General features: G+C 33.9%; 17 protein-coding genes and 1 pseudogene. 8 read left to right on the top strand and 10 right to left on the bottom strand.

Annotation, left to right across the window (positions count from 1 at the left end; translation table 11 throughout):
- Window positions 1-98: 98 nt before the first annotated feature.
- A pseudogene (locus RVY88_RS00005) lies at window positions 99-293 on the top strand (fluoride efflux transporter FluC); the annotation flags it as partial.
- A gap of 28 nt (window positions 294-321) precedes the next feature.
- On the opposite strand, the gene RVY88_RS00010 reads toward RVY88_RS00005, so the two are convergent.
- From RVY88_RS00010 to RVY88_RS00035, 6 genes are all read right to left on the bottom strand, one after another.
- Window positions 322-873 carry a toxin gene (locus tag RVY88_RS00010; RefSeq protein ID WP_162167542.1) on the bottom strand — a complete coding sequence of 184 codons (552 nt, stop codon included), beginning with the start codon at window positions 871-873 and terminating at the stop codon, window positions 322-324.
- 9 nt (window positions 874-882) lie between these two features.
- The gene (locus RVY88_RS00015) at window positions 883-1,677 is read right to left on the bottom strand and encodes a cytolethal distending toxin subunit B family protein (RefSeq protein WP_002849489.1); all 795 of its coding nucleotides are present in this window, start codon (window positions 1,675-1,677) and stop codon (window positions 883-885) included.
- A 9-nt stretch (window positions 1,678-1,686) separates the two neighbouring features.
- On the bottom strand, window positions 1,687-2,304 hold the full coding sequence (locus tag RVY88_RS00020; RefSeq protein WP_002849490.1) for an RICIN domain-containing protein: 618 nt from the start codon (window positions 2,302-2,304) through the stop codon (window positions 1,687-1,689).
- 286 nt (window positions 2,305-2,590) lie between these two features.
- Window positions 2,591-3,142, bottom strand: coding sequence for a toxin (locus RVY88_RS00025; protein ID WP_002849497.1), 552 nt, complete (start codon window positions 3,140-3,142; stop codon window positions 2,591-2,593).
- 9 nt (window positions 3,143-3,151) lie between these two features.
- Window positions 3,152-3,946 (bottom strand): cytolethal distending toxin subunit B family protein, encoded by a 795-nt coding sequence (locus tag RVY88_RS00030; RefSeq protein WP_002849498.1) that lies wholly within the window; start codon window positions 3,944-3,946, stop codon window positions 3,152-3,154.
- An 8-nt stretch (window positions 3,947-3,954) separates the two neighbouring features.
- Window positions 3,955-4,656, bottom strand: coding sequence for an RICIN domain-containing protein (locus RVY88_RS00035; protein ID WP_002849499.1), 702 nt, complete (start codon window positions 4,654-4,656; stop codon window positions 3,955-3,957).
- 228 nt (window positions 4,657-4,884) lie between these two features.
- On the opposite strand from RVY88_RS00035, the gene htpG reads away from it, so the two are divergent.
- Window positions 4,885-6,732 (top strand): molecular chaperone HtpG, encoded by a 1,848-nt coding sequence (gene htpG / locus RVY88_RS00040; protein WP_002849500.1) that lies wholly within the window; start codon window positions 4,885-4,887, stop codon window positions 6,730-6,732.
- A 39-nt stretch (window positions 6,733-6,771) separates the two neighbouring features.
- Here htpG and RVY88_RS00045 read toward each other — a convergent pair whose 3' ends face one another.
- Window positions 6,772-7,161 (bottom strand): rhodanese-like domain-containing protein, encoded by a 390-nt coding sequence (locus RVY88_RS00045; protein ID WP_042960580.1) that lies wholly within the window; start codon window positions 7,159-7,161, stop codon window positions 6,772-6,774.
- A gap of 346 nt (window positions 7,162-7,507) precedes the next feature.
- On the opposite strand from RVY88_RS00045, the gene RVY88_RS00050 reads away from it, so the two are divergent.
- On the top strand, window positions 7,508-8,293 hold the full coding sequence (locus tag RVY88_RS00050; protein ID WP_011732016.1) for a class I SAM-dependent methyltransferase: 786 nt from the start codon (window positions 7,508-7,510) through the stop codon (window positions 8,291-8,293).
- Between the two features lie 68 nt (window positions 8,294-8,361).
- On the opposite strand, the gene RVY88_RS00055 is transcribed toward RVY88_RS00050, so the two are convergent.
- The gene (locus RVY88_RS00055) at window positions 8,362-10,401 is read right to left on the bottom strand and encodes an ATP-dependent helicase (protein WP_162167541.1); all 2,040 of its coding nucleotides are present in this window, start codon (window positions 10,399-10,401) and stop codon (window positions 8,362-8,364) included.
- 148 nt (window positions 10,402-10,549) lie between these two features.
- Between RVY88_RS00055 and RVY88_RS00060 the strand changes: the two genes are divergently transcribed.
- Window positions 10,550-10,735 (top strand): hypothetical protein, encoded by a 186-nt coding sequence (locus RVY88_RS00060; protein ID WP_011732019.1) that lies wholly within the window; start codon window positions 10,550-10,552, stop codon window positions 10,733-10,735.
- Window positions 10,736-11,018: 283 nt separating this feature from the next.
- The gene (locus tag RVY88_RS00065) at window positions 11,019-11,891 is read left to right on the top strand and encodes a hypothetical protein (protein WP_317051232.1); all 873 of its coding nucleotides are present in this window, start codon (window positions 11,019-11,021) and stop codon (window positions 11,889-11,891) included.
- Between the two features lie 66 nt (window positions 11,892-11,957).
- Here the strand turns inward: RVY88_RS00065 and fumC are convergent, their stop codons facing one another.
- Window positions 11,958-13,355 (bottom strand): class II fumarate hydratase, encoded by a 1,398-nt coding sequence (gene fumC, locus RVY88_RS00070; protein ID WP_162167539.1) that lies wholly within the window; start codon window positions 13,353-13,355, stop codon window positions 11,958-11,960.
- 174 nt (window positions 13,356-13,529) lie between these two features.
- Here fumC and RVY88_RS00075 point away from each other — a divergent pair, with 174 nt between their 5' ends.
- From RVY88_RS00075 to RVY88_RS00085, 3 genes are read left to right on the top strand one after another with little or no spacing between them, the layout of a single operon-like run.
- Window positions 13,530-16,151, top strand: coding sequence for a valine--tRNA ligase (locus RVY88_RS00075; protein WP_162167538.1), 2,622 nt, complete (start codon window positions 13,530-13,532; stop codon window positions 16,149-16,151).
- Window positions 16,148-17,116 carry a methionine ABC transporter ATP-binding protein gene (locus RVY88_RS00080; RefSeq protein ID WP_002849512.1) on the top strand — a complete coding sequence of 323 codons (969 nt, stop codon included), beginning with the start codon at window positions 16,148-16,150 and terminating at the stop codon, window positions 17,114-17,116. Before RVY88_RS00075 ends, RVY88_RS00080 begins: the two co-directional genes overlap by 4 nt.
- Window positions 17,113-17,754: a methionine ABC transporter permease gene (locus tag RVY88_RS00085; RefSeq protein WP_002849515.1), complete on the top strand. Its 642-nt coding sequence runs from the start codon at window positions 17,113-17,115 to the stop codon at window positions 17,752-17,754. Before RVY88_RS00080 ends, RVY88_RS00085 begins: the two co-directional genes overlap by 4 nt.
- 58 nt (window positions 17,755-17,812) lie before the next feature.
- Here the strand turns inward: RVY88_RS00085 and thiD are convergent, their stop codons facing one another.
- A complete protein-coding gene (thiD, locus tag RVY88_RS00090; protein WP_002849517.1) occupies window positions 17,813-18,604 on the bottom strand; it encodes a bifunctional hydroxymethylpyrimidine kinase/phosphomethylpyrimidine kinase in 792 nt (263 codons plus the stop codon).
- Between the last annotated feature and the right edge of the window lie 287 nt (window positions 18,605-18,891).

The following is an 18,891-nucleotide window of genomic DNA, read 5'->3' on the forward strand; positions in this document are numbered from 1 at the left end:
AGTGTAAAGCTAAATTCATTAGTTTGATTTTGCTAAAAATACCCTCAAATATCGCTAAAATCAATCTTTAAGCTATTTTTATATCAGTTAGATTTTAAATAACTCTTTACACATTTTTAGTTACAGGATTTTTAGGAGGACTTACGACATTTTCTACATTTAGTTATGAAAATATGCTTTTACTTCAATCAGGAAATTATACGAACGCATTTTTAAATATCGCTTCAAATTTACTATTATCTTTGCTGTTTTGTTATTTTGGATTTTGGATAGTTAAAGTTATGTACGCATAGCTAAGAGAGAGAGATCTCCTAGCAGTTTTTAACGAGTAATTCTAGCTTGATTAAACGCAGGAGAGATATTAAACAAATTTTCAAGAGGTATATCTTGATTTTCATCTACTACGCAAGGTTTAAGTCCTATTTGATCTATCATCTGTTCGGCGTAAGGATTTACCACACTAAGGCAAAAACCTCGTTTTACTATACTTTCAATCTGAACTGCAGATGAAATAGTAGGAAGTATGCTAAATGCAACTCCATATAGACCGACCGCTGTACTCTCGCATCGAGTTACGCTGAATTTATCCCTGATATCTATACTTAAACAATCTCCTGGCTTGATAACAGATACGAATTGAACTACTCCAAACGGAAATTTCCCGACTCTGGATGGAAGTTGTATTTCGCTTATTGTCCAGTTAGATCCTAAAGCAGCTTTTCCTCCATCATCTCTTGTTATGGGAATTCCTGTTAACAAGCTTCTTATAGCTACTATTGGTGTATAATCCGAAGGCTCGTCTATAGCATATAAAGATATTGATGATATTAAAATAGCCAAACCAAGTGCGATTTTTTTATATATGTATTTCATTTTTATTCCTTAAAATTTTCTAAAATTTACTGGCACATGGTCAGATGTGATTTGAGCTCTCATATTTGCTAGCATAAGTATAGCAGCTATAGCAGGAGCCGAAAAAGCACTTGTTCCGGAGTTTCCAGCAACAAGATAATCAAGAGTTCTGCCGCTGCTTTGAGTCGGAGCATTTGGAGCGATAATGCTAACTCTATTTCTAAGTCCGCCTTCTAAAGCTCCTAGTAAAGAGCTCGGCTCACGGTTAAAATCCCCGCCGATAACCCAGTTTATACCTCCTTGTCCTATAAAAGAGTCGTGTACGCGGTGAATCAAAGATGGAGCGTCTGGTCCTCCGCTAGCCAAAGCATGAGCTGTAAAAAATACATCGTTTCTTATATGTATGCCTATGGCAGGTCTAGCAGCAGCGATTTCAGGATATATTATACTTACGTTATCGGCTCTTCTGGTTGAAACGATAGCCAAATTTACCCTATTTGCACCGACATCTATCCTAGAGTGATAGATATAAACCATATTCGGACGTGAGTTAGTGCCTAAATTCCACGTATATTCATCTACTGGGGTGCCGCCTTGAAAAACACGTTGAGTATTTACTGCTGTAGTCGGTATGCTGCCCGATTCTTGCAACATAAGTATATCAGCTGCAGCGTCTCCCGTTATTAACTGTCGTACATTCACGTTCCACTTGCTTTCAGTAGAAGCCGATGATCCTTGCATATTCCAAGTAGCAATTTTATAATCTTCTATAGCTGCAAAACTTAGACTTGCGCTAAGCAGTGCTAATATTATAAATTTTTTCATTTTTATCCTTTAAAAATTAAGCGGCTCTTTTACAGAGCGCGTTTTTATGGTTGGGGCCGTTATCATCCACTGCTGATCTATATTTGTTCTATTTTTCTCTACGCAAGGAGTTAAATTTATGTTATAAAACTTAAAACCTCTTTCAAAATCAGTCTGCAAGCATCTTCCATCGCTAAAATTTTTAAATTGAACGGCGCCATTATCAAATGGTATCATTTCCCAAAATTGAGGTGCGGATTTAACGTCGCACGTAGTATGAACAACTCCACTCAAATAAGCACTTAGGCATGTTTTAGTGGATTCATTTACGATTTGAACATAATTTTTTGGATAAAGCTTTAATCTCCAAATTCTAAGATAACCAAAAGGTACGCTATCTCTTGCACTATACCCCCACACCCAATTCAAAGGCGCGGTAGCCCATACGGTTATAACGACTCCATTTTGAGCCATTATAGATACAAGATCAGAGTTAAAAGGAGTGTTGTAAAATACCGGAACAGGATTATACGGATCATCACTTCTATTTGGTCCATGCACCGGATCGACATTTGAATTAGCACTCATAATAGAGTAGCTAAGAATAGAAATATACGCCACAATGAGCGATTTTTTAAATAAGTTCATTTTAGTCCTTTTTAATATGGAGTCATTCTATCTTATATAATCTTAAATAATTATTAAATTTACTATAAATAATAAAAATAAATAAATTAGCTTAATATATTTTTATAACAGTAGATATAATCTTATTATTTAGTAATAATATAACTTTAATATAGTAAATAAATATGTTATTTACTATATTCAAATTTAAAACGATAAATAGAAACAAATATTAAATTTGGATATTTAAATTTAGAAATTTTAATTAAATAAGCCGAAAAAATATTTTTCACGGCTTTAATATAAGTTATCGCACGACTTTTGCAGGCATAAATGCGGAGCCGATAACAATCAAATTTTCAAGTAAAATATTTTTATTAGGATCTTTAATACACTTTCTAACTCCAAACTTATCCATAGATGAACTAGCGTATGAATTTACTATACTAAGGCACTCGTTTAATCCGGCAACAGCTTCTATCTGAACAGCAGAAGTATTTGTAGGCAATATAGAAAACACGCTTCCATAGTTTCCTACCGCAGTACTCTCGCAAGACATAGTAGTGAGTTTTCCGGCTAAACTTAGTCCTAGGCAAACATTATCATTTACAGGAGATACAAATTGCACGGTTCCAAAAGGATAGTCTTTTGAGATGATATAAGGAAGAGTTATCTCTCTTAAATTCCAATTTGTTTTTATAAGGCTGCTCGGATTATCTTCCATACTCAAAATAACTCCAGAATAAAGACTCCTTATACTAACCAAAGGCGTAAAATTAGTCTCATCGTCATCGGCTTGCAAAGATATATTTAAAAAACATACAGATAAAATCGATAGCATAAATTTATAAATTTTCATTTTTACTCCTTAAAATCTTCTAAAATTCACGGGAATATGATCTGAGGTAATCTGAGATCTCATATTTGCTAGCATAAGTATAGCAGCTATAGCAGGAGCCGAAAAAGCACTTGCTCCGGAGTTTCCAGCAACAAGATAATCAAGCGTTCTGCCGCTGCTTTGAGTCGGAGCGTTTGGAGCGATAATGCTAACTCTTTGCCGAACACTACTTTCTAAAATATTTACCAAAGAACTCGGCTCACGGTTAAAATCCCCGCCGATAACCCAGTTTACATTCGGACTAGATATAAAATTTCTATATACATTTTCTACTATGGCCGCAGAATCGGTACCTCCATTAGCAAGAGCGTGAGCAGAAAAAAACGCGTCATTTCCTATACGAATACCAAGAATCGGTCTTGAAAGAGTAGTAGGAGGAGTAAGCACTATAACTTCTTCGGCTTGCAGTCGAGATACGATAGCTAAATTAACACGATTTGCACCAACATCAACACGAGAATAATATATATAAACCATATTTGGACGTGAATTAGTACCCAAATTCCATATATATTCATGTACTGGTATACCGCCTCTTTGAACTACTCTTTGGCTTTGAACAGCACTATGCGGCAAACTGCCCGCCTCTTGTATAAATAAAATATCAGCAGCGTTACTTCCAGCTATTAACTGCCTTACATTTACGTTCCACTTGCTTTCAGTAGAAGCTGATGATCCTTGCATATTCCAAGTAGCTAGATTATAATTCTCAATAGCTCCAAAACTCAAGCTAAAACAAAATAATATTAAATAAATATTTTTCATGCAAATCCTTATCTAGATGGTAATGGTATGGGTGATGTAGTCATAGCAGGAGCTATTATCTGCCACTGTTGATCTAAATTTATAGCTTTTTCTGCACAATCAACTAAATATAAACCATAATAACTATAACCCTTTGTAGAGTTTGACTGCAAACAAGTCTGAGAAGCAAAATTTTTTATCAAAACAGTACCGTTACTAAACGGTTTTAATTCCCAAAATTGTGCTTGATTTGTATCCTCGCAAGGTATATGAACAATACCGTTTTGATATGCATTTATGCAAGTACCGGTCTTTTTATTTTGAATTTGCACAAAGTTCTTAGGATAAATAATAAACCTCCAAATTCTAGCATCTCCGAAAGAACGGCTATTTAAAGGAGAATAACCCCACACCCAATTAAGCGGTGCAAGTGCCCAGATAGTTATAAGAGCGTCATTTTGTCCGATGATAGATACATAATCCGAGACTGATGGAGTGTTATAAAAAACCTTAGTATCGTCAAAAGGATTAGACGGATTTACCGGTTTATTTGGACCTCGAACAAGGTCGTTTGCCGCGGCTAACAAAACCGGTTTATAATGAGCAGTCGTAGGGGCTGAGTTTAGAGGATTCTTTATAGTATTAGGAAATTTATTTGTTTGTTCATAGGCACTGCTGGAACATCCTATAAATATCGCAAATATTATATTTTTAAATTTAAATCGCTTCATTGCAATTCCTTTTTTATTTTAAATTTAAATTGTACATAATAATAGCATAATTTGATATTTATTATTATAAATTCATTAAAAAAATTATAAAGTATTAATAAAAATACTCAATTTTAATTTTTAAAATTTAGAAAACTTGATATAATTACTATCAACTTTGCTGATTATATCTTGACAAAATTAGCACTCTTAGATATAATTTGCTAAAAATTTTTAGGAGAAATGAAAATGGCTACACATGAATTTCAAACAGAAGTCAGCGATCTTTTAAATTTAATGATTCACTCATTATACTCAAACAAAGAGATATTTTTACGAGAACTTATATCAAACGCAAGTGACGCGCTTGATAAGTTAAACTATCTTTGTCTTACCGATGATAATTATAAAAGTCTAGTTTATACACCAAAAATAGATATAAAACTAGACAAAGATGCTAAAACTTTGATCATTAGCGATAGCGGTATAGGTATGGATGAAAATGATCTGATAAATAACTTAGGAACTATCGCTAGAAGCGGAACAAAAGGATTTTTAAGCTCAATGAGCGGAGATTCAAAAAAAGATAGTTCTTTAATAGGACAATTCGGAGTTGGATTTTACTCGGCATTTATGGTAGCTAATAAAATAGAAGTCATAAGCCGTAAAGCACTAGATGATAAAGCCTATAAGTGGATAAGCGATACAAAAAATTATAGTATTGAGCCCACTACAAAAGATAGCCAAGGAACAGACATCATACTATATTTAAACGACGATGAATTCAATGATAGTTTCCGCATAGAAAGCATAGTTAAGAAATACTCAAATCATATCGCGTACCCTATTTTTATGGACAAAGACGAATGGATAGCGCCAAGCGGAGATGAGAAAGAAGGTCATTACGAGAGCAAAAATTCTCAAATTAACAAAGCTTCAGCTCTTTGGAGAATGTCTAAATCTAGTTTAAAAGTCGAAGATTATAACGATTTTTATAAACAGCTAAGTCACGATAACAGCGATCCGCTTATGCATATACATACAAAAGCCGAGGGAAAGATAGAGTACACAACCCTATTTTATATCCCAAGTACCGAACCGTTTGATCTATTTAGAGTTGATTATCAAAGCGGCGTAAAGCTCTACGTAAAAAGAGTTTTTATAACCGATGACGCAAAAGAACTGCTTCCTCCATATCTTAGATTTGTTAGAGGAGTGATGGACGTAGAAGATATTCCGCTAAACGTAAGTCGTGAAATTCTGCAAGAAAACCGCATTTTAGCAACGGTAAAAGATCAAAGCATTAAGAAGATATTGAGCGAACTTGAAAAAATGCTAAATAACGATAGAGAAAAATACATAAAATTTTACACATTATTTGGAAAAGTATTAAAAGAAGGACTCTACGGATTTAGTACAAATAAAGACGAAATTCTAAATTTATGCTTATTTAAATCAAGCAATAAAGACGGTTTAATATCTCTTAAAGAGTATAAAGCTTCTATGAAAGAAGATCAAAAATCCATATACTATATAAGCGGTCAAAATGAAATTATGCTTAGAAACTCGCCTTTACTAGAAAGCTTTAAAAAGCAAGGAATAGACGTTCTGATTTGTGATGAAGAGATAGATACTATAGTAATGCCGATGGTATACGAATATGATAAAACGCAGGTAAAAGCCGTAAATAGCTCCGATATAGATGATGAAATTAAAAATGATAAGAATATAGATGAGAGTAAACACGCCGAGCTTCTTGTAAAGATAAAAGAAGCTTTAAAAGATGATGTAAAAGACGTAAAACTCTCAAGCAGACTAAATGACTCAGCAGCGTGTCTTATATTTGATAAAAATGATCCGGATTACGCTATGCAAAGCATATTTAAACAGATGGGTGAAAAAGCCATAAAAGTAAAACCTATACTTGAGATAAATCCTAATCACGAGCTATTTACTAAACTTGAAAAAAACGAGATAATGGTAAATGATGTGTCAAATTTACTTTTAAATATGGCTAAAATAAGCGAAGGAATGCCAGTAGATAACCCAAATGAATTTGCTAAAAAGCTTACGAATATTATGGTAAAAGCGCTCTAAATAGGCACTTTTACTACTTTATCAAATTTATTTTGATTTTTAAGGTTTGATTGTAGGTATGTTTTTATCTACTGCTTTATTCATGCCGCCGTCTATGTTTATAACATTTTTTACGCCGCCCTCATCTAGCAAAACCGAAGCCGGGCGGCTTCTATTTCCGCTTCTACATATAACTGCTACTTTTTTATCTGTGTTTAGCTTACTTTTTACCTCATTAACGAAATTTGGATTGATACTTCCATCGCTATTTTTATAAGTAACCAAAATAGCTCCTTTAAATACTCCGGTTTGTGCCCATTCAGATGGAGTTCTAACATCTACTATTTGAATATCTTTGTCATTCAAAATCTCCTCGTTAAAATCCACAGTAGTAACTTCTCCAAACAGATAAACGCTCAAAGCCGTCAAAATCAGCAAAATCTTTTTCATCGTCATACACTCCTATAATATTAAATAAAAAGTCTAAGCATATCAAGTATTGCTTTATAAAATATAAATTTGAAAGAAATGTTTTTATTTATAAATTCAGTTTATTTATTATTTTATTTATATATTTAACTAAAAAATTAATCAATACATAATATACTAAATTATATTATGTAGATAAAAATAAATTTATATATCTAAATTTTTAGAATTTATTGTGATATAATATGATTTTTAGTGCTTCTTATAGTATATAAATTTACAGAAAATTATATGCATAAATTATTTTAATATATAAAACTATAGTTTAATATATTTTAAATTATACAATACAACAAAAAGGAGATTTATGAGTAACGCAAACGCATGGGACGATATGTCAAATTCTTACCCTCGCTACAATGACTCAGCAATGAAAAAAGACGTAAATTTTGTACTTAACTGGTGTGAAGAAATAGGTGTAAGATTTGAAGGAAAAAGTATCATAGATATAGGTTGCGGAACAGGAACGGTAGCAATTCCTCTTGCAAGCAAAGGCGCTAAAGTATGCGGCATAGATCTGTCGCCCGGTATGCTTGAAGTGTTAGAAAACGACGCTAAAACACTAGGTATAGACTCTTTGATAACAACTTTTATAAGCGACTGGGATAGTTACGAAATAAAAGATAAATTTGATATAGTTTTGACCTCTTTAACTCCGGCTTTGCATAGTGATGAAAATGTTATAAAAGCATTTAGCGCAGCTAAAGATATAGGAATTTACGTAGGATGGGGAGATTATAAAAAAAGTAAATTTCTTGATATTTTGATAGATTCGCATAAGCAAACTCCGCAAAAACCAGTACGCGGCTGTATAAAAGCGGCTCAATTTAAAGATATTTTAGATAAAAACGGTATTTTGTTTAAAACTACATCTTTTGAAAGTTCATGGGAAAATAAGCTAAGTATGGATCAAGCTATAAATTATTCAAATGCGATACTAAAAAGATGTGAGCTAATTCCAGATAGCAAAATTATAGATGAAGTTTTAGCAAAGTTTCAGCAAAACGACAAAGTAATTATAAGCACAGACGCTCAAAAAAGCATAATTTTATATGCTATTTCGGACTCTGCTAAGAAAAAATATTTCAGCTAAAATCCAAAAAACTTTGCCGGCTAAACTCTGTTGGCAAAGCTATTTTTTTATACTTTTGTTACTAAATATTAAATTCCAAAACGTTTCACCATCCCGGCTTCTTCTAAAAAACAGCTTGGCTTGTAGTCTATTTTTCTGATTTTGTCGTACTTTGCATAGCTTAGATATAGCTCATCTTTGGCCCTAGTAACCGCAACATAAAAAAGTCTTCTTTCTTCTTCAAGACTCCCGCCCATCCCCATAAGTTTTAAATTTGGAAAACGATTTTGAGCTAGATCTACTACAAAAACCAAGCTAAACTCAAGACCTTTGCTAGCATGCACTGTTAATAAACTTACGCCCTCACCTTCACTCATTTCAGTTCTTCCAAGAGTTAAAAAATTATAAAATACATCACAGTAATTATGACGTTTGCTCATCTCTAAAAGCACTTTTGATTTTGCATAAATTCTATCCTTTGCTTCATCTTTTAAATTTGCATCGACATTTCCGTTTTTTAAAGTAGCTCTTTTAGTAGCTAAAAAATCAACAATAATAGAATACACTCCTGAGTTTATCACCGAATTAACCACTTCGTATGAATTTGTTTTTCCTTGTATCTGCATCAATAATTTATAAAGTTCGTATAAAAAAATCGCTCCGTTGGTATTTAAATTCGAGTAATTCAAAACCGGATTTTCCATAAATTCTTTACTTAGACCAAGACTAGTAAATCTAGCACTATCCATAAACTCACTAAAATCATCAAAAAGTCCTAGCTGATGATTCTTTTTTGAACGTTCAAAAACCTTAACTGATTTATCCGGATTTAAAAGACCTTTTACAATGCTCCTATCACCCAAAGCCAAAAGAGTATCAAATATCTCCTTTGCAGAGGCGTTTCCGACTCCCCTAGCATATTCAAAAACATGGATAAACGCCATAATATCTTTTGGATTTATATAAATTCCGATCAAATCTATAAGTGCTTTTATCTCGCGTGATTCAAAAAAGCTAACGCCGCCTTTTCTTTTACAACTAATTCCTTGCTCTTTCAAAGCGACTTCAAGTCCGTCCGCGCTCGAATTATTGCGAAAAATTATCGCGATATCGTCTTTTTTATAATGAGAATTTAAAATAATCTCAGATATATTTTCATACTGCAAAAACAACTCATCATAAATGAGCAAACTTGGAGATTTGAAATTTCCGATTCTGCTAACCGTAAGCTCTTTTGGATATAGTCTAGGATTTTGCGCTATTACTTTATTTGCCAAAGATAATATCTTTGCGCTACTTCTATAATTTACATTTAAAGAATAAACTTTCGAATCTTTATATCTCTGAGTGAAACTTCCTATTATATCAATATTTGCACCATTAAAAGCATAAATACTCTGATCAAAGTCTCCCACGCAAAATAAGCTTTTTGCATTAAAAGAATCTATAAGAGAGCCTTGAAGCGAGTTTGTATCTTGATACTCATCTACTAAAATTTCATCATAAAATACCTTTGCGCCCTTTTTTAGCTCGTTTCTCATTTTAATAAGCAAATCATTAAAATCCGCATAATTAAAACGTGATTTTTGCTCCTCAAATTCTCTTAAAATATCCTCATAAACCTCAGCATAAACAGTTTGATCGCTGTAATTTTCACTAAACCACTGGGCAAAACTTTCATCATTCACACATGAATTGCAAAAAAGAGAATAAACATCATAAAGATATGTGCCGCTGTAAGCTTTTACTTCACCTATCCTATGAAATTCGCGTCTTTCTATCAAGCTTTTTAAAAGAGTTTTCAGCTCGCTTGGTTGTTTTAAGATAACGCCTTTATTTAACTTTTTTAAAAGCGAATTTGAAACAGAATGAAAAGTCCCTGCCATGATAGAACCGACCGTTTTTGCACTAAAATAATTTGATAATCTATCTATCATTTCACTTGCGGCTTTATTTGTAAAAGTAAGTAGCAGTATCCGCTCTGGTTTCATACCTAAATTTAAAAGATGAGCTATGCGAGCCACAATCGTACTAGTTTTTCCGGTGCCTGCGCTAGCTATTACTAGATTATACCCCGTTGGAGCGGTTGCGGCTGTGTATTGTTCGCGGTTTAGTTTGCTAAGCGCCATTTTATTCCTTAAATTTCAAAAGTAGCAATTGTATCAAACTAGTTCTTAAATTTCAGTCAAAGAGATAGAAAATACAGCACCCAACTAATCAAATTTAAATAAATTATGATATCCTTGATTTTTTTATTTAAATTTATAAAGGAGAAAAATGCATTACTTTGTCTATCCAAATGGCGGACACTCGCATATACTAGCTTATAATCTAAACTTACTAGGTCATACATGCTCGTTTTTAGACGATTTTAAAACCGGTGCTAAGCTAGAAGAAAACTTAGAAAAAATAGTAGGGGGGGGGTACGGCGGTTCTTTTAGCCACGGATACTTGCACTTATAAGTCTAGAGAAATAAGAGCTAAACTTATATCTAATCTAGAAAATCTAAATTTAATCTGGGCTGACGGATTTGAATTTATAGCTGAAGATTTACTTAAATTTGAGAATATAAATTTAAAAAACAGCATTGCCATTCTCACTTACGGTATCTATGGAAATAGACATTTTGGCGATATTTTCGATATTCTTATAAAAAACAATCAAAATCTTTTTATAGTAAATACAACAATAGAAAATTATGAAAAAGATAGAAATTTTATGGGATTAAAAAATATCTTGATACCTATGAATTGCTTAAAATATTACAATTTCAATGTTCTACTTTCTAGTGTAAATATTAGCTATCAAGGTGAGTGTTTTGCGCATCAAAATACATTTGCCATGGTATTTTCTCATCATATGACCATGTTAAGAAGCTATCTTATAGCACATAAATTTTGCGATATAACAAAAAAAGAGAGCATAGATACTTTTGGAATGGCTATAGGGTGTTACTATATAGCTGCTATGAAAAGCGATGAGATCTATTTTAACGCTTTAAATAGCAAGGCTAAACTCTTAAAGCTAGGTTATCCAAATATCGATAAGCAGATTAAAAATTATACTCCAAAAAAGCCGCAAAAATCTGTCTTAGTAATGTTTCATCATTTTAAATCGTACAAAAAGGTTATGGAAGCTATCGATAAACTTCTAAATTTAAAATATGAAATAATTTTTAGACCAAATCCTCACTTTCACAACCAAAAAGAAAATGTAGAAATAACTAAGTTTTTTCAAGGCAAAAAAGGATTTGTCTATGACGACTCCCCAAAGCTTACGAATGAAACTCTGCAAAAAGCTATTTGTTCTATAGGGGACTACTCTTCTACGATTTTTATCTTTCCGCTTACTACACTTAAGCCTTGCATGCTATTTTACCCATCTGATATTATGGGAGATGATTTTGAAAAAGAGAATATAAACGGTAAAATGCTAAGTTTTGCAGATGAAAACTTGCATATTATTTCTAGGAGTGTTGATGAATTAGTAAATCATATAGAAAATTTAAATTTAAAAGAGTGGAACGATAAAATACTTAAATATAGAAATGAAGAAATATATAATCTTGGAAACTCAAGTCAGGTTATTTCAGATCTAATTATGCAAAAAGCTAAATAGATAAAAAAGATATTAGGACGTTAAGCTCGATTAATTCTGAGCTTAACATAAATGTTACTTATAATATTACTTCTTAGGAGCAGTCATATCTTCAGGTTTTACCCACTCATCAAACTGAGCAGCTGTTAGAAGACCTAAATTTATAGCTTCTTCTTTTAAAGTCGTACCGTGCTTATGAGCAGTTTTTGCTATTTTTGCCGCATTTTCATATCCGATATGCGGATTTAGCGCAGTTACTAGCATAAGGCTTTCATGAAGAAGTTTATCTATTTTGGCTTCATTTGCAGTGATTCCTAAAGCGCAATGATCGTTGAAGCTAACCATAGCGTCGCTTAAAAGACGAATACTCTCAAGCAAGTTATGAGTAAGTACAGGTTTAAATACGTTTAGCTCAAAGTTACCTTGAGACGCAGCCATCGCAACGCTTACGTGATTTCCTGCTACTTGGACGGCTACCATGGTTACGGCTTCGCATTGAGTAGGATTTACTTTACCTGGCATGATAGAGCTTCCGGGTTCGTTTTCAGGGATATTTATCTCACCGATACCGCATCTTGGACCGCTTGCTAACCAACGAACGTCATTTGCTATTTTCATTAAATTTGATGCAAGTCCGTTTAATGCACCGCTTAAGAAAACTTCTGCATCATGACTTGTTAAGCCGTGGAACTTGTTTGGATGAGATTTAAACTTAAACTCTGTTTTTGTTAAATCGTTCAAAACTTTGCTCACCATAGGACTAAAATCAGGATGAGAATTTAGACCCGTACCAACAGCAGTTCCGCCGATAGCAAGCTCTTCTAAAAACGGAAGAGTAGCTAAAACTTGAGCTTTGCTAGCTTTTAACATATGAGCATATCCACTAAACTCTTGACCTAAAGTTAAAGGAGTAGCGTCTTGTAAGTGAGTTCTACCGATCTTTACGATATTTTTGAACTCTCTACTTTTTGCCTCAAGTGTAGCTAAAAGTTTATCGATCGCCGGAAAAAGTTGTTTTTGCAGCTCTAAAACAAAGGCGATTCTCATAGCTGTCGGATAGGTATCGTTTGAACTTTGACCTTTATTTACGTCGTCGTTTGGATGAACTAATTTTTTTGTTCTAAAATCCTCGCCTAAAAGCTCGGTAGAGCGATTAGCGATAACTTCATTTAAATTCATATTTGACTGAGTTCCGCTTCCTGTTTGCCATACTACAAGAGGAAAATTTCCATCTAGTTTGCCGCTTAATATCTCGTCGCAAGCTTCTCCGATAGCTTTTGTTTTTGAGTCGTCTAAGCGACCTAATTTATTATTTACGATAGCGCAAGCTTTTTTAAGATAAGCAAAACCTTCTATAACCTCGCTTGGCATAGTTCCTTTGCCGATTTTAAAGTTCTCCAAACTTCTTTCTGTTTGAGCGCCCCAGTACTTGTCGTTTGGAACTTTGATCTCACCCATTGTGTCTTTTTCGATACGATACTCCATAACTATTCCTTTCAATTTTTGGATTTTCTCAAGTATTATATCATTTAAAATTTATAAATATCTTGAAATTTACTAGATAATATATACAAAAGTTATAAACAGTAAATACTATTAAACGATACTTTAGTTAAATTTAGATAAAATCTAGCATTTTTTAAATTTAAAGGTAAATTTATGGCTGAGTTTTATAATCCAAAAGAAATTGAAGAAAAATTCTATAAAATTTGGGAAGATCGCGGGTATTTCGAGATAGACGGAAACAAAGCTATCTTAGAAAAAGATAAGAAATTTTGTATAATGATGCCACCGCCAAACGTAACTGGAGTACTTCATATAGGACACGCGCTTACATTTACTTTACAAGATATAATGACAAGATATAAAAGAATGGACGGATACAAAGCGCTTTGGCAACCCGGACTTGACCACGCAGGTATCGCCACTCAAAACGTCGTAGAAAAACAACTTTTAGCAAACGGAGTTACAAAAGAACAGATTGGACGCGAAGAATTCCTTAAAAAAACCTGGGAATGGAAAGAAAAAAGTGGCGGAAGTATAGTTCATCAAATGCGTCGTCTTGGTATAACTCCTGCTTGGAGCAGAGAGCGCTTTACTATGGACGCGGGACTTAAAAACGCCGTAAGAAAAGCTTTCGTAAATTTATATAATAAAGGCTTGATAGTTCGCGGAAATTATATGGTAAATTGGTGTACTCACGATGGCGCACTTAGCGACGTAGAAGTCGAACACAAAGCAAATAAGGGCAAACTTTATCATATAAAATATCCTATAGTTAATAGCAATAAATTTGTAATAGTCGCAACGACTAGACCAGAAACGTACTTTGGCGATACCGCCATAATGGTTAATCCAAAAGATGAGAGATATAAGGGTCTTGTAGGCAAATTCGTCACTCTTCCTATCATTGATCGCCGCATAAAAATCATAGCCGATGATCACGTAGATATGGACTTTGGAACAGGCATAGTTAAAGTCACTCCAGCTCACGATACAAATGACTATGAAGTCGGTAACAGACACGGCTTGGAGTTCATAACTGTATTTGATGAAAAAGGCATATTAAATGAGCAGTGCGGTGAGTTTGAAGGACTTGAAAGACTTGAAGCAAGAGATAAAGTAGTAGCTAAACTAGAGTCTTTGGGCTTTATAGAAAAGATAGAAGACTATGAAAATCAAGTCGGATACTGCTATCGCTGCAAAAACGTAGTAGAACCATACATATCAAAACAATGGTTTGTAAAATCAGATATCGCAAACGAGGCGATACAAAATGTAAATGATGGCGGAGCGGAATTTTTCCCGTCTCATTGGATAAATAGCTTTAATGCATGGATGAGAGAGCTAAAAGACTGGTGCATCTCAAGGCAACTGTGGTGGGGGCATCAAATTCCCGTATTTTACTGTGAATGCGGACATGAGTGGGCAGACGAAAACGAAAAACCAATAAAATGCCCAAAATGCGGCGGAAATAAATTTACTCAAGATCCAGACGTTCTTGATACGTGGTTTAGTTCAGGACTTTGGCCTATCTCGACACTTGGATGGGGAAACGCGGACGAGCTGAAAAATGAGAAATGGTTTGAGAGAGATTTGAGTGAATTTTATCCAAACACTATGCTTATAACAGGATTTGATATACTATTTTTCTGGGTCGCTAGAATGATGTTTCAATGCGGGAATGCAGTGGGCGAGCTTCCGTTTAAAGATATCTATCTTCACGCTCTTGTCAAAGATAAAGACGGTAAAAAGATGAGTAAAAGTAGCGGAAACGTGATAGATCCGCTTACCAAAATAGACGAATACTCAGCCGATATCTTGCGTTTTACGCTCACTTTGCTTTGCGTGCAAGGTCGTGATATCAGACTTAGCGAAGAAAAAATGGTATTAGTAAGAAACTTCACGAACAAGCTTTATAACGCAAGTAAATTCCTACTTCTAAACGCGGGCAATTTTCCTGATTTTGATGAAAATAGTATAAAAACAGATCTTGGTAGATATATGCTAAGCCGATTTAAAAGCTGCGTAAATTTAGTAAGATCAAATTTAGACGCATATAGGTTTAACGACGCGGCAAACGATATATATAAATTCCTTTGGGACGAGTTTTGCGACTGGGGAATCGAGCTATCAAAAGTAGATAAAAGTAGCGTGATCGAGCTAGGAATGATATTTAAAGAGAGCATGAAACTACTAAGTCCATTTATGCCGTTCATCAGCGAGTATTTGTATCACGAATTAAGCGGTACGAACTTAGAAAATTCCGGATCTATAATGGTGATGAAATACCCTAAAATCAGCACTCCAGATCAAAAAATAGTCGAAACTTGGAGCGCAGTCATAGAAGCTATAGTAAGTTTAAGGCGCGCAAAAGTGACTGTAGATCAAGGCAACGCAAAAGTAAAAAAAGCTTATATTAAATTTAATAATAAAATAGATATAAACGGAGTTACGAACTACATAAAACTACTTGCAAAATGCGAAGAGATAGAGCTAACAGATGAGATAGTACCGAACTCAGCCAGAGACGTAAGCGAAAACCTTGAGAGCTTTGTGCCACTTGATGGTGTAGATACCGCTCCTATCATCGCTAGACTCAGTTCGCAAAAAGCAAAGCTTGAAAAAGAGATAGCTAAACTAGAAGGTATGCTAAATAATGAAAAATTCGTAGCCAACGCTCCAGAGACCGTCTTAAGCGCCAACCGCGAAGGATTAACAACGGCAAAAGATAAATTTGAAAAAGTAATGAGCGAACTTAAAACCTTAGGCGTAATATGATACAAATAACAAATTTAAAAAAATACTACGGTAAAAATCTTATCATAAATGATGTTTCATGCAAAATCAAAGCCGGTGAAATTTTTGCTATAGTTGGACACAGCGGCGCCGGAAAAAGCACTCTGCTTCGCTGCATCAATGGACTTGAGAGCTATCAAAGCGGAAGTTTAAAAGTAGATAACAAAGAAGTTTCAAACTTAAACGAAAATGAGCTTAGAGAGTTAAGACGGAATATAGGCATGATATTTCAACATTTTGCTCTTATGAGCAGAAAAACGGTATTTGAAAATATAGCCACTCCGCTTAAATTTTGGAAATACGATAAAGAATATATCCAAAAAAGAGTTCATGAACTTTTAGAGCTTGTAGGGCTAAGCGATAAAGCAAACAGCTATCCAAACTCGCTAAGCGGAGGTCAAAAACAACGAGTTGCGATAGCTAGAGCTCTAGCATTAAAACCAAAAATTTTGCTTAGCGATGAGGCTACAAGTGCGCTTGATCCAAATACTACAAATCAAATTTTAACTCTTTTAAGACAAATAAATGAAACCTTAGGTATAACTATAGTTTTAGTTACTCACGAAATGGAAGTTGTAAAGAGCATATCAAACCGCGCTATTTTACTTGAACAAGGTATCATAACAAATCAAGGTAACATAATAGACCTATTTTTGAAACCGGATGAAAATATGAAAAAATTCTTAGGAGCAGAGGAAATTTTACCTACAACCGGAGTTAATATCAGACTATTTTTTCCGCCTAAAGTCGCTTTTAACAGCGTTATAACATCAATGGCTAGAGAACTTAATATAGACTTCAACATAGTATGGGGAAAACTAGAAAGATTGGGCAATAACGTGCTTGGAAGTCTTGTTATAAACGTAGATCCAAAAGATGAAATAAAAGTAGAAGAATTTATAAAAAAATCAGGCGTGTTATACGAGATAGTAAAGGAGCAAAAATGATACCAAAACTTCTTTTAGAAGCGACTATAGATACACTTTATATGACTTTTATATCTACGTTTTTAGCTTTCATGATCGGTTTGGGGCTTGCTATTATATTGGTTTTGACAAAACCAAACGGTCTTAAACCAAATAAAGGGATTTATAACACATTGGATTTAATAGTAAATGTGCTTAGAAGTTTTCCGTTTATAATACTCATTATAGTGCTTTTTCCTCTTACTAAATTTATAGTAGGCACTAGCATAGGAACAAGTGCGGCTATCGTTCCTCTTACTATCGGCTCGGCTCCGTTTATAGCGCGTCTTATAGAAAACGCTATGAATGAAGTGGATTATGGCGTCATAGAGGCTGCTCTTAGCTATGGTGCAAACAAAACTCAAATCTTATTTAAAATTATGTTTATAGAAGCACTTCCTAGTATTATAAACGCTATAACTCTAACTCTTATAGTAGTGATTGGATTTACCGCAATGGCCGGAGCCGTTGGCGGAGGCGGACTTGGGGACGTGGCGATGAGATACGGTTTTCAAAGATTTCGTCCAGATATCATGGCGTATACGGTAATCATCTTGATAGTCTTAGTTCAAGTTATCCAGATGATAGGAAACCTACTCTATAAAATCACTAAGAAATAAATTTATACGAAAATTTTGAATATATTTTCAAATAATATCTAGCTCATTTCGAGCTAGATCAAAAAATCTCAGGTATCCTGAAATAATGATCTATCGCGCCATTACCGTTGCCTATTTTTAAGTCCCCTTTTAAAGCAGTTGTGACGAATTTTTTGGCGCTTTTGACTGCATAATACATATCTTTATTTGCTCCTAAAGCACATGCTATAGCACTTGAAAGAGTGCAACCAGTACCGTGAGTATCGTTTGTATGAACTCTTTCTTCGCTTAGCACCTCAAATTTGCCGTTGTAATACAAAACATCGCTTGCATCATCTCTTAGATGCCCGCCTTTTACTAAAACCGCTCCGCCTGTAAGTTGTGATATCTTTAAAGCAGCTTCTTTCATATGATGTATGCCTATTATCTTTATATCGCTTAAAATCTCGGCTTCGGCTATATTTGGCGTTATAATGTCGGCTAGACAAAACAGCTCGCTTATAGCATCTTCTATGGCGCTATCTTGCATTAATTTACCACCGCTAGTAGCTACCATAACCGGATCTATAACTATATTTTTAGCGTTATACTCTTTTAATTTTGCTGCTATAGCTTTTATTATATATGAGTTTGATACCATACCGATTTTAACTGCATTTGGAACGATATCTTTAAAACAAGCGTCTATTTGAGCTTTAACAAACTCACTAGGAGCTTCATGAACACCATAAACACCCATTGTATTTTGTGCAGTAAGAGCTGTGATAACGCTCATTGCATACATTTTATGAGCAGTTATAGTTTTGATGTCTGCTTGTATGCCAGCTCCTCCACTGCAATCAGAACCTGCTATGGTTAAAATTTTTTGCACTTTATTTCCTTGTTTTTTAATATTATTATATCAGCTTAGAGTTAAATTATCCTATTTTTATGAAAATAAAATAATTTAATAAATATTTTCTAAATTTAAAATCGTTTTTACAACTAAATTTTATCTGAAAATATATAAATATATTTAATAGATATATAAATTTATATTCCCTTTTTTAGGCAATTAAATATAAAATTTAGTAAAAATTTAAAAAATTATATCAAAGCACTTGATTTACATAACTATTTTTTAGTATAATACCGCCAAATTTAAAAAAGGGAGACGAA

It is taken from the genome of Campylobacter sp. TJR-1 (assembly GCF_032840035.1).
In the GTDB taxonomy this organism is placed as follows: Bacteria; Campylobacterota; Campylobacteria; order Campylobacterales; family Campylobacteraceae; genus Campylobacter; species Campylobacter fetus.